Source organism: Burkholderia sp. MSMB1078WGS (assembly GCF_001528895.1).
Lineage (GTDB): Bacteria > Pseudomonadota > Gammaproteobacteria > Burkholderiales > Burkholderiaceae > Burkholderia.
On record NZ_LPDI01000095.1, the window covers coordinates 40708 to 53334 of the forward strand.

Annotated in this window: 9 protein-coding genes; 7 read left to right on the forward strand and 2 right to left on the reverse strand. The window is 67.9% G+C overall.

What is annotated here, in order from left to right; genetic code table 11:
* The first annotated feature begins 21 nt into the window (after window positions 1-21).
* The 7 genes from pgaA (at window position 22) to WT24_RS23320 (ending at window position 10828) form a co-directional block, all read left to right on the forward strand.
* On the forward strand, window positions 22-2664 hold the full coding sequence (gene pgaA, locus WT24_RS23290; RefSeq protein ID WP_060035991.1) for a poly-beta-1,6 N-acetyl-D-glucosamine export porin PgaA: 2643 nt from the start codon (window positions 22-24) through the stop codon (window positions 2662-2664).
* Window positions 2665-2679: 15 nt separating this feature from the next.
* Window positions 2680-4776 (forward strand): poly-beta-1,6-N-acetyl-D-glucosamine N-deacetylase PgaB, encoded by a 2097-nt coding sequence (gene pgaB / locus WT24_RS23295; protein ID WP_059795676.1) that lies wholly within the window; start codon window positions 2680-2682, stop codon window positions 4774-4776.
* Entirely contained in the window at window positions 4773-6044 is a 1272-nt protein-coding gene (pgaC, locus tag WT24_RS23300) for a poly-beta-1,6-N-acetyl-D-glucosamine synthase (RefSeq protein ID WP_059500764.1), read from the forward strand. Before pgaB ends, pgaC begins: the two co-directional genes overlap by 4 nt.
* Complete coding sequence (locus WT24_RS23305) at window positions 6022-6510, forward strand: hypothetical protein (protein WP_059500765.1); 489 nt, start codon at window positions 6022-6024, stop codon at window positions 6508-6510. Before pgaC ends, WT24_RS23305 begins: the two co-directional genes overlap by 23 nt.
* Window positions 6511-6629: 119 nt before the next feature.
* Entirely contained in the window at window positions 6630-8453 is a 1824-nt protein-coding gene (gene glmS / locus WT24_RS23310; protein WP_060035992.1) for a glutamine--fructose-6-phosphate transaminase (isomerizing), read from the forward strand.
* Window positions 8450-9715 carry a hypothetical protein gene (locus WT24_RS23315; RefSeq protein WP_060035993.1) on the forward strand — a complete coding sequence of 422 codons (1266 nt, stop codon included), beginning with the start codon at window positions 8450-8452 and terminating at the stop codon, window positions 9713-9715. Before glmS ends, WT24_RS23315 begins: the two co-directional genes overlap by 4 nt.
* 276 nt (window positions 9716-9991) lie before the next feature.
* Window positions 9992-10828, forward strand: a complete 837-nt coding sequence (locus WT24_RS23320) for a cytochrome c (protein WP_059500768.1) — start codon at window positions 9992-9994, stop codon at window positions 10826-10828.
* Window positions 10829-10857: 29 nt separating this feature from the next.
* Here WT24_RS23320 and WT24_RS23325 read toward each other — a convergent pair whose 3' ends face one another.
* Window positions 10858-12108 carry a Zn-dependent hydrolase gene (locus tag WT24_RS23325; protein ID WP_059500769.1) on the reverse strand — a complete coding sequence of 417 codons (1251 nt, stop codon included), beginning with the start codon at window positions 12106-12108 and terminating at the stop codon, window positions 10858-10860.
* On the reverse strand, window positions 12101-12625 hold the full coding sequence (locus WT24_RS23330) for an L-2-amino-thiazoline-4-carboxylic acid hydrolase (protein ID WP_060035994.1): 525 nt from the start codon (window positions 12623-12625) through the stop codon (window positions 12101-12103). The genes WT24_RS23325 and WT24_RS23330 overlap by 8 nt, the downstream gene beginning before the upstream one ends.
* Between the last annotated feature and the right edge of the window lie 2 nt (window positions 12626-12627).

A 12627-nucleotide genomic window follows, 5' to 3' on the forward strand; every position in this document is an offset into this window, starting at 1 on the left:
GTTTCAAAGTGAGGACACACCGTGGCCAACAATCGTCAACAACAATGCACCACCGTCGTTCCGCCGAATCGGCGGATCCTCCTGCATGCGCCGCTGCTGTGCCTGCTCGTCGCGTCCGGCTCGTGCCTTGCCGCCGAAGGCGACGCGGAGCCGCGCAGCGGGAGCGAAATCGCCGGATCCCGCGGCACGCCGGATGCGCTGCCGCCCGACCTGCAGCCGACGGGCGCGGCGACGCAGGCCGCGCAGGGTTCGGGCACGCAGCCGCCTTACGCGTCGACGCCGATCGCTCGGGCCTCGGATGCGTCGATGCAGATCGCGCAGGGATCGAACCCGGCGATGCCGACCACGGTCGTGGTGGATCCGGATGCTGCGCAGCCGAGCGCCGCGGTGCAGGCGCCGACCTCGTCGAACGCACCTGCAGCGCCCGAGCCTGCGTCGAGCACGCCGATGCTGCTTGCCCAGGCATTCGACACTTCGCCGCCCGATACGTCTGCGCCGCGCGAGCGAAAGCCGGATGCCCCGCAGCAGCTCGCGCAAACCGCGACCGCTGCACCGCCGGCTACGCCCACTACGCCGACGCTCACCGCTCAGGCATCCGGCACGCCGATGCCGAATGCGCCCGCGCCCGTGACCCAGCCGCCCGGCGCCGAACCGCCGTCGTCCCCGCAACCGACTTCACAGTCGCCCGGTGCGCAGCTCCCCGGCGAGCCGACCCAACGATCGCAGGGGCCCGACGTCGAAACACCGAACGCGCAGGCGCCGAATCTGCGCACGGCCGATGTCGCGACGGTGCGCAACGACGTGTTCGGCCTCGCGGCGAGCGGCGGCGCGGTCAAGGCGCTCGACGAAGCGAAGGCTCGCCCCGACGCCTTCTCCGCCGTCGACATCGCGCAACTGGAAGAACTGTCGATTCGCCAGCAGGTGCGCGGCGGACGCGACAAGTCGCGCTCGATGACGAGTTCGGACCGCTTCGATGGAATCGACAGCGCGCTGCGCGCGGCCGACGACCTCGACAAGCGGATACCGGCCACACCGGAGTACACGCCGGTGCGCACCGCGCTCGCGGGCGACCGGGTAGTGGCCCTCGCGGCACGCGGCGACATGAAGACGGCCGTCGCGACGTTCGAGACGATTCCGTCCAACGCGGAAATCTCGATCGACGCGCTCGCGGCCGTGGGCGACGCATACCTGTATCTGAGCGAGCCGGCCAAGGCGAACGCCGTGTATGCGCGCGCGCTGAAGCAGGCCACCGCGTCGCCGACGGATCGCGCGACGCGCGGCTTCCAGTACGGCTCGCGTACGCGTCCGATCGAGTTGCAGGAAGGGCTGTTCTGGTCGTACGTCGACCAGGGCCGCGCAGCGCAAGCGAAGCAGGTGCTCGACGACATGGAGAAGTCGCTGCCGCCGGCCAAGCAAGTGACCAACGTCGGCCCGGGAGAAAGCGACTACCTGCGCTACTACCGGCTGCGTGCGCAATACCTGATCTTCACGGGTCACGCCGACGAAGGGATCGCCGCGCTCGAACAGCTCGAGAAACAGGTACCGTTCAACGCGGAGATCCGTGCCGCGCACGCCGATGCGGTGTCCGGCCAGGCCCATCCGCGCCAGGCGATCTCGATGTATCGCGCGTCGCTGACCGATCACCCGGACAGCGTCGAGATGCTCGCGGGCCTCGGCCGCGCATCGCTCACGGCCGACGACTACGCGACCGCGAAGACCGTCGACCAGACCCTGGGAAACACGTTCCCCGATAGCGGCGCCGTGCGCGGCTTCAAACGCGACTACAAGGCATACCGCAGCCCGGTGTTCACGACCGACCTCAGTTTCGAGCACGGCAACAGCGCGCTGGCCGACAACAGCTTCACGTCGGACAGCTATGTGTATTCGCAACCGTTCGGCGACAACTGGCGCGTGTTTTCGCACACGTTCTACGGTTTCGCGCAGACCGACGGCGGCAGAATCAGCCGCACGCGCACGGGCATCGGCGGCGACTACCGGCACGGCCCGCTCACCGTGCTGGGCGAAGTCACGCGCTCGATGGGCTCGGACGGCCGAACCGGCGGCCGCGGGACGATCGCGTATGCACTGAACGACTACTGGACGGTCGGCGCCGGGCTCGACACCAACGACAACTCGCTGCCGTGGAAGGCGTATGCCGCGCACATCTGGGGCCGCTCCGCGAACGTCGAGGTCGTGTATCGCCAGAACGACCGGCGCGAAGTCAAGCTGAGCTACGGCGTGAGCCGCTACAGCGATTCGAACCTGCACCAGGAGATCGCGGCGACCGCCACGCAGCGCGTGTACACGTCCGCGAACCAGCTCGTCAACGTCTCGCTGAATCTCGGTACCGACAGCAACACGCGCCGGGACGCGCCCTACTTCAGCCCCGGTCGCGATTACGCGGCCGCGGCGACCGTCATGCATCAACTGACGCTGTGGAAGAAGGGCGACACGGGGCTGCAACAGCGCCTGTCGGTGTCGGGCGGCGCGTACAACGAGCGCGGCTTCGGCACCAGCCCGCTGTGGAGCGCGCGCCTCGAGCACGCGTGGACGTTCAAGCACGACATCACGCTGAGCTACGGCGTCGAGGTCAGCAGCCACGCGTACGACGGCCAGCGCGAGCGCTCCGAAACCGGCTTCCTGTCGCTCAACCTGCCGTTCTAGCAAGGAGATCGGGCAATGCTTCAATCCAGACGGACCTTCATGTGCGGATGCCTCGGTACGTTTGCCGCCTGTTCGCTATTCCCGGGCGTGACCAATGCCAGGATGATCGACCTGCTGCCGCCGTCCGATCCGGCCGACGGCAAGACGTTTCGCGTGATCTGCATGCACGACGTGCGCGACAACCTGATGGCGTCGTTTTCGTCGCCGAACGCGATCATCGATCCGTTCGCGGTCGATACCGGCACGCTGACCGCGATCTTCTCGTGGCTGCAGACCAACAACTACCACACGATCACGGTCAAGCAGATCGAGGAGTCGCGGCGCGGCGGCAAGCCGCTGCCGCCGCGCTCGGTGCTGCTCACGTTCGACGACGGCTTCCGCAGCCACTACACGAAGGTGCTGCCGCTGCTCGAGCGCTTCAAGTATCCGGCCGTGATGGGCCTCGTCACCGCGTGGATCGACACACCGCCGGATACGCCGATCCGCATCAGCGACAAGGTTCAGGTGCCGCGCGACTACTTCCTGTCGTGGGACGAGGTGAAGAAGCTCGGGCAATCGGAATTCGTCGAGCTCGGCTGCCACACCCACAATCTCCATCACGGCGCGGTCGCGAACCCGCAAGGCAACGAATTGCCGGCGACCACGTCGCATCTCTACCTGCAAGACCAGAAACGCTATGAAACCGACGCCGAATTCCACGCACGCGTGCACGACGACCTGCAGACCTGCGTGCGGCAGATCCGCGAACGCACCGGTCTCGTCGCACGCTCGATGGTGTGGCCATACGGCGCGGAAAACCAGCCCGTGCGCCAGATATCGACGTCGCTCGGCATGGACATCCAGTTCAGCCTCGATGCCGGCCCGAATACGCCGGACGTGCCGCTCGACCGGCTGAGACGGATCCTGATGATGTACGACGTCGATATCGGCGGGTTCGAGCGCTCGATGCGCGAGCCGGCGTCCAATCGCGGCGACGTCGACGTGCCCGAGCGCACCGTGCAGGTCGATCTCGACCAGGTCTACGATCCCGATCCCGCGCGGCAGGAAGCGAATCTCGGCAAGCTGATCGAGCGCATCTACCGGATGCAGCCGAAATCGGTGTACCTGCAGGCGTATGCGGACCCGAACGGTACGGGCGTGGCCGAAGCGGTGTATTTCCCGAACCGGCACCTGCCGATGCGCTCCGACCTGTTCTCGCGCGCCGCGTGGCAGCTCAACACGCGCTCCAACGTGCAGGTGTACGCGTGGATGCCGGTGCTCGCGTTCCGGCCGCCGGCCGACAAGCAGCGCAAGCTCGAGGCCGTCAGCGCATACGGCGGCGCGCCGGCCCGCGAGAACGGCACGCGGGTGTTCCGGCTGAGCCCGTTCGATCCCGATGCGCGGCTGATGATCCAGCAGATCTACGAGGATCTGAGCAAGCACGCGTCGTTCAGCGGCATCCTGTTCAGCGACGACGCCGTGCTCGACGACTACGAGGATGCCAGCCGGCATGCGCTGCGCACCTATGCGCAATGGGGGCTGCCGGCCGACGTCGGCAAGATCCGCGAGAACCCCGACCTGATGAAGCGCTGGACACGGCAGAAGACGCGCCATCTGATCGACATGACCCGGCAGCTCGAGCAGATCGTGCTGGCCCATCAGAACGTCGGCGATGTGCTGACCGCGCGCAACATCTTCGCGATGCCGGTGCTCAAGCCCGAATCGGAAGCGTGGTATGCGCAGAACTACGACGATTTCCTCGCCGCCTATGACTACGTCGCGCTGATGGCGATGCCGTACATGGAGCAGGCGAAGGACCCGGAGGGCTGGCTGGACCAGCTCGTGAAGGTGGTGCGCACGAAGCAGCGCGGGCTGCAGCGCACCGTGTTCGAACTGCAGTCGTACGACTGGCACGCGCGCAAGGACGTGCCGGCCAGCACGCTGCTTGCGCAGATGCGGCGGCTGCGCAGCGAGGGCGCCGTGAATTTCGGCTACTACCCCGACAACTTCCTGAACGGCCATCCGGAGCTCGATGCGATGCGAGACGTGATGTCGCTGAAGTCGCGCCTCGACCCCACCTCGATCAACGCGCTGATGCAGATGCAGCAATCGCCGGGAACCAAGACGCCATGAACACCCACAGCCTCATCCAGCGCCTGCAGGATTTCGTCTTCTACTATCCGTTCTTCATGTCGTATCTGTGGATGATCGGCGGTGTCGTGCACTACTTCCTGCTCGAGGAGGGCCGCGAGCTGTCGACGCGCACGATCGCGTCGAGCGGCATCCCGAAGGTCTCGATCGTCGTACCCTGCTTCAACGAAGCCGCGAACGCACGCAGCGTGATCTCCCATCTGAACGGGATGCAGTATCCGAACTACGACATCATCGCGGTCAACGACGGCAGCAAGGATCGCACCGGCGACATCCTCAACGAGCTGGCCGTCGAGATCCCGCGGCTGCTCGTGATCCACCATGCACGCAACGAAGGCAAGGCGGTCGGGCTCACGACCGCGGCCGCGGTATCCAACGCGGACTACCTGCTGTGCATCGACGGCGATGCACTGCTCGCGCACGATGCGATCGGCTGGATGCTCGAGCACTTCCTGACCGACCCGGGCGTGGGCGCGGTGACCGGCAACCCGCGCATCCGCACGCGCACGTCGCTGCTCGGCCGCATGCAGGTCGGCGAATTCTCGTCGATCGTGGGGCTGATCAAGCGCACGCAGCAGGTGTACGGCCGCATCTTCACGGTGTCGGGCGTAATCACGATGTTCCGCAAGACCGCGCTCGCCGACGTCGGCTACTGGAGCTCGGACATGCTGACCGAGGACATCGACATCAGTTGGAAGCTGCAGTGCCGCGACTGGCGCGTCGTGTACGAGCCGCACGCGCTCAGCTGGATCCTGATGCCCGAGACGGTGAAAGGGCTCTACCGGCAGCGGCTGCGCTGGTCCAAGGGCGGCATCCAGGTGCTGCTCAAGTACGCGGGCACGCTGATGCGGCCCACGCAGATGATGATGTGGCCGCTGTTCGCCGAATACCTGATAGGCATCGCGTGGGCGTACTCGATGTCGTTCATCCTGCTGCTCGCGCTGATCGACGTCGTCTACCCGCTTCCGCCGAACTGGCATGTGTCCGTGGTGCCGCACTGGCACGGGATGCTGCTAGTCGCAACCTGCATCCTGCAACTGATCATCGGCAGCATGATCGATCGTCAATACGACGAAAAACTCCTGATGTACTTCCTTGACACCATCTGGTACCCCGTCGCGTTCTGGCTGATCAGCATGATCACCACCGTCGTCGCCCTGCCCGCCGTCGTACTGCGGGGCCGCGGCAAACGCGCCGTTTGGGTCAGTCCCGACCGAGGCATTCAACATGAAGAACGCGCCGATTATTGACCTTTCCCTGCGCGCACCGCGCGACATGATCGCCGAACGCGGCGGCATCGTCGGGCCCGTGCTCGTCGCGTGGTTCCGTCTCGTGCGGCCCGCGCTGGTCGGAGGTGTATGGGCATCGATCTGCATCTACACGTACCGCTACCTGTTGCCGTTCAACGAGGCCGAGATGCCGATCGAGCAGATCGTGTTCTACGTGACGAGCATCGCGCTGATCGCCGGCACGATCGTCATGTGGCTGATCGCGGGACGCGTCGTGCATCCGCTCGCGTACCGGTTGCGCGTGTCGAAGATGCTGCGGCGCTCGGCCAGCGTCAAGGTGCGCTCGGTGCCGCCGACCGCGTTCGCGAGCGCACGCCGGCGCGGCGCGCGGCGCACGACGCGCATTCTCGTCGCGTCGCACGATGCGAACGGGTCGATTTCGGGCATCGAATGGGTCGCGCACGCCGGCCCGCAGCCCCATGAATGAATCGCCGAAGACGTGCCGCGCCGGTCGCGACGCCTGGCCGCGCGACGTGGCACCGCTTCCGGCATCGTGCTGGCGCGCGTCGCGCGCCAGCCGGAAACTTCCTGGAGACGAGGTGAATCATGTGCGGAATCGTCGGAGCAAGCGGCCTGAACAATCAAGTGCCGCAATTGGTCAATGCGCTGAGCCGGCTCGAATATCGCGGCTACGATTCGTGCGGCATCGCCGTGCAGGGCGACGGCCGCCTGCACAGCGAACGCACGCTGCGACGCGTGACGGACCTGCAGGATCGCGTGCTGACGCTCGGCCTCGAAGCGCAGACCTGCATCGCGCATACGCGCTGGGCGACGCACGGCGCGCCGTCGGAAATGAACGCGCACCCGATCATGTCGGGCGACACGATCGCCGTCGTGCACAACGGGATCATCGAAAACCACGACACGCTGCGCGCCGAGCTGCGTGAACGCGGCTATACGTTTCGCGGGCAGACCGACACCGAGGTCATCGCGCACCTGATCCACAGTCTCTATCGCGACGACCTGTTCGACGCTGTGGTGCGCGCCGTCAAACGGCTGCACGGCGCGTACGCGATCGCGGTGCTCGGCGCGCGCGAGCCGCAGCGCCTCGTCGCCGCGCGCGCCGGTTCGCCGCTCGTGATCGGCATCGGCGCCAAGCAGAATTACCTCGCGTCCGACTGCGCGGCGCTCAGCGACCTGACCGACCGCTTCGTATACCTGGAGGACGGCGACGTCGCGCTGATCACGCCGGAGCGCATCGCCGTGGTCGATGCGGGCGGACAGGAAGCGCGGCGCCCGTTGTGCGAAGTGAAGGCGCGCGCGGACGATGCCGCGCTCGGCCCGTACCAGCACTTCATGCAGAAGGAAATCTTCGAGCAGCCGAAGGCGATCGACAGCACGCTCGACGGTATCGACACGATCTCGCCGGCGCTGTTCGACGCGACGGAAGGCACGGGCGCACTGCTGTCGCGGGTGAGAAGCGTGCTGCTGCTCGGCTGCGGCACCAGTTACTACGCAGGCCTGACCGCGAAGTACTGGCTCGAAAGCATCGCGGGCGTGCCCGCCCAGGTCGAGATCGCCAGCGAATTCCGCTACCGCGACACGGTGGCCGATCCGCGCACGCTCGTCGTCGGCATCTCGCAGTCGGGCGAAACGGCCGACACCATCGGCGCGATCGAGCAGGCGCGCGCGATGGGCCAGGACCTGTCGATGGCGATCTGCAACGTCGCGACCAGCACGATCGCACGCAACGCGCCACTGCGGTTCCTGACGCGGGCCGGCACCGAGCTCGGCGTCGCGTCGACCAAGGCGTTCACCACGCAACTCGTCGCGCTGTTCGTGCTGACGCTGACGCTCGCGCAACTGCGCGGCCGGCTCGACGCCGCGCAAGTCGCGACGCACCTGAAGCAGTTGCGCGCGCTGCCCGACCGCATCGGCCATGCGCTCGCGCTGGAAACGCAGATCATGGGCTGGGCCGCGAAGTTCGCCCGCACCGAGAACGCGCTGTTCCTCGGGCGCGGCATCCATTTCCCGATCGCGATGGAAGGCGCGCTGAAGCTCAAGGAAGTGTCGTACATCCACGCGGAAGGTTATGCGGCCGGCGAGCTGAAGCACGGGCCGCTCGCACTCGTCACGAGCGCGATGCCGGTGGTCACGATCGCGCCGGACGATCGCCTGTTCCAGAAATTGAAATCCAACATGGCCGAGGTGCGTGCGCGCGGCGGCCGGCTCTACGTGCTGGCCGGCAGCCAGCTCGAAATCGACGCCGACCGCGACACGCACGTGATTCGCGTGCGCGAATCCGGCGACCTGCTGTCGCCGATCGTCAACGTGATTCCGCTGCAACTGCTCGCGTATCACGTCGGCTGCACGCGCGGCGCCGACGTCGACAAGCCGCGCAACCTCGCGAAATCGGTGACCGTCGAATGATGCGGCGAACGCGCCCGGTACAGGCGGTCGTGCGGCTGGCCGCGGCCGTGCTCTGCGGCGCGGGCGGCATCGGCGCGGCGCCGCCGGCCCTCGCCGGCGCGCCGGCCGTGCATACGGTCACCGTGTCGAGCGCGCCGTCGCCGCAGGACACCGGCGACCCGCGGCGCTTCATGCACGGCATCGGCGTGGCCGACGCCGGCGACGGCAAACGCTGGGTGTTCTTCAGCAGTTCGGGCATCGTGCCGCGCGGTGCGCTGCGCAGCGGCAACTGGCCGCACGACGTGTACGTCGGCGAATGGAAGCCCGACAAGCCGCGCGTGCTGCACGTCCGCACGCTCATCAGCCGCCCCGAGGCGCAGGAACCCGTATCGATCGCGCAGAACGCGCACGGCGACATCTTCGTCACGTTCGAGGACGGCTGGAACACGCCGCAGGAAGTCAGCCAGCGCTACGGCGTCTACCGCCGCGACCTGAAGCCGATCAAGCCCTACCCGAACGACGTCGAATCGGGCGGCCATTCGGGGCATGTCGCGACGGTCGCCGACCGTTTCGTCGTGTTCTATTCGGCCGACTGGGTCAACGGCGGCGGAGTCGACAACCTCGGCAGCGGCAACGGCGTCTACCTGAAAACCTACGACGCGGCCGGGCGCGTGCTGAACCATGTCGCGGTCGCGCCGCGCCGCCGCGAGTGGTGGCCCGTGATCGCGGGCTCGCCGCGCAACGCGCTGCTCGTGTGGCAGAAGTTCATCGAAGGCAGCACCGACGCGACGCTCGAATACGCGATGTTCGATCCGGTCACCGCGAAGCTGGAAAAACTCGGATCGCTGAACGACGCAATCCAGTACTACGTGTATTCGGCCGCCTACGTGCCGGAGATCGACCGTTTCCTCGTCGTCACGACGACAGCCGACGATCGCGGCGTCGCGATGCTGATCGCCCCGGACGGCCGTCGCACGGCGACGCTCGATTGCCTGCCCGCGTCGGTGCGCGAGTCTGACATCGGCGTCGCCGGCACGCACGCGTACGTGCCGACCCGCGACGGGCGGCTGCTGACGCTCGCGCTGGCGCCGGCGGATATTGCGGTGAGCGGCGTGCAGCGCTCGCCGATTCCGTGGGGATCGACCGGCGTCGCCGGTTTCCCGGCGCGAGGCACGGCGATGCATTTCGTATCGCTGACGCCGTCGGGGATGCGCGAAGCCGATTTCGAGCCGGAGCAACGCACGCCGATGCCGAAGAACGAAGTGTCGTGTTCGAGCCACTGACGGCTGGCCGGTAACGCGATGCCGCGAACGCGGGCAGACCGCGTGCGCCACCGTACCGTTTTCCGCCATCCGGACCGCGTTACGCCGACACGTCGCTCATTCAGCCCTCAAGTCGCCGGGTGCGCTGTCGCGGCCCTGTTCGAGCACGACCGCCGCGCCTTTGCGCACCGAATTCGCCAGCACCGTCCGTACCGGATAGACTGTCGCCCGAATCCTTCCATCGGCCGCGGCGTTCCGCCTCCTGCCGCCGCCGGAACGCCCCTTCCCGGAGAACGAATGCTGAAGCGCCAGTGGTTTTCGCTTGTGCTGCTGACGGTTTGCCTGCTCGGGCAACGCGCGTCGGCCCAGTCCACGCTCGAACTCGACACCGACGGCACGGCCCGCGCCCTCACCCGACAGACGTTGCTCGCTCGTCCGGACGCGACCGACATCCACGTGCCGCGCGACATCGCGTACGGCCGGCCGATGACGTTCCGCGCGGTGCCGTTCGCCGCGCTGCTCGGCGACACCCCGCTGCCGGCCGCCGGCGTGCTCGAAACGCGCGCGGCCGACGGTTTCGCCGCGCAACTGCCGCTCGATCTCGTGCGCCGCCGCGCGCCGGCCGGCGCGATTCCGTGGCTCGCGATCGAGGATCCGGCCCGTCCGTGGCCGAAGCTGCCCGGCAAGCAGGTCAGCGCGGGGCCGTTCTATCTCGTCTGGCTCGGGCCGGACGCGTCGTCGGTGCGCGGCGAGCAGTGGCCATACCAGATCGTTCGCATCACGATCGAATCGTCGCCGCTCGCGCGCTGGCCGTCGCTCGCCGTCGATGCGGCGTTGCCCGCGAACGACCCGGCGCGCGCGGGCCAGCACCTGTTCGTCACGCAATGTCTCGCGTGTCACCGCATCGACGGTGCGGGCAGCAGCCACGCCGGCCCGGATCTGAACGCACCGATGAACCCGGTCGACTACTTCCAGCCCGCCGCGCTGCGCCGCTACATCCGCGACCCGGCATCGGTGCGCGACTGGCCGGGCCGCAGCATGCCGGCGTTTCCGCCCGATCAACTGAGCGACCGGGAGCTCGACGAGATCGTCGCGTATCTGGGGTATATGGCGCGCCGCAAGGCCGGCAAGTAAGCCGCGCGCCGGTTACCCACCCGCCGCGCTTACGCTTCCTGCGCGCTCTGCAGCACCGCGCGCAACAGCACGTCGGCGCCGGCCGTCGCCCATTCCGGCGTAATCGCTTCGGCCTCGTTGTGGCTCAGCCCGTCGACGCACGGCACGAAGATCATGCCGGTCGGCGCGACACGCGCGACATAGCACGCGTCATGGCCCGCGCCGGACACGATGTCCATGTGCGACAGCCCGAGCGCACGGGCCGCGTCGCGCACCGTGTCGACGCAGCGCGGCGCGAACGGTATCGGCGCGTACGTGAAAATCTGCTCGATCTGCGCGCCGAGGCCGGCTTCGTCGGCCACGCGCGCGAGTTCCGCGCGCAGCGCCGCGTCCAGTGCGTCGAGCACCGCATCGTCGGGGTGACGGAATTCGACCGTGAAGAAGCAGCCGCCCGGCACCGTGTTGCGCGAATTCGGCCGCGCGTCGATCATCCCGACCGTTGCACGCGCATCCGGTGCGTAGCGGCGCCCGAGCACTTCGACGAACGAGATCATCCGCGCCGCGCCGACCAGCGCGTCGCGACGGAACGCCATCGGCGTCGTGCCCGCGTGCGCGTCGACACCCGTGAGCGTCACCTCGTACCAGCGCTGCCCCTGCCCCCCGGTCACGACGCCGATCGTCTTGCCGGCCCGCTCGAGAATCGCGCCCTGCTCGATATGCAGTTCGTACGCCGCGTGCACCGGATAGCCGCCGACCGGCTCCGTGCCCGCGTAGCCGATCCGTTCGAGCTCTTCTCCGATCGTCCGGCCAGCGCCGTCGGTGCGCGACAGCCCATATTCGAGCGTATAGACGCCCGAGAACACGCCGGCCGACACCATCGCCGGCGCGAAGCGCGAGCCTTCCTCGTTGGTCCAGATCACGACGTCGACCGGGCGCTCGGTCTCGATCCCCGCGTCGTTCAGCGCGCGCACGACTTCGAGGCCGCCGAGCACGCCGTAGATCCCGTCGTAGCGGCCGCCGGTCGGCTGCGAATCGGCGTGCGAGCCCGTCATCACCGGTGCGGCGTCGGGATTGCGGCCCGCGCGGCGCGCGAACACGTTGCCCATCCGGTCGACACGCACCGTGCAGCCGGCGTCGCGCGCCCACTGCACGAACAGGTCGCGCGACTCGCGGTCGAGATCGGTCAGCGCGAGGCGGCAGACGCCGCCCTTCGGCGTCGCGCCGATCTGCGCCATCCGTTCGAGCGATGCCCACAGACGGTCGCCGTCGACGCGCGGCATGGTCACGGTGGCGTCACGCATCGCCATTCTCCGGCGCGCTTTGCAGCGCATAGCGGAAGTCGCAGCGCCGGCCGCCCTGCATGATCGTGCTCGTGCGCGTGAGCGCGATGTCCGGCGCATAGCCCTGGATGAAATAGCTGTCGCGCGCACAGCTCAGCAGGTGCCCGATCTCGCCGAGCCCCATCGCGTGATACATCTCCGCGTAGCTGCAGCGATGCACGTCGTAGTCGTAGTGCGCGTCGTCCGCCCGCCGTACCTCGACGTCGAGCGCATCGTCCTTCTCCCACAGCACCTGCAGCGCGATGAACGACTTCACGCTCGTGCCGTGCGGCTCCTGCGCGGCGAACGTACGGCCCGCGTCGACGGCCGCGCCGCGTACGGCTTCCGCGATCACGGCCTGCGCGCGCTCGGCGCCGAACTCGCGCTTCATGATCTCGTAGATCGGCTTGATGATTTCCGCTTCGATGCGGCGCCGCGCGAGGATCCCGAGGCGCGGGTCCTCGGGTGCGGCGGCGGATGTCGGGTTCGCTTCGGTCATGG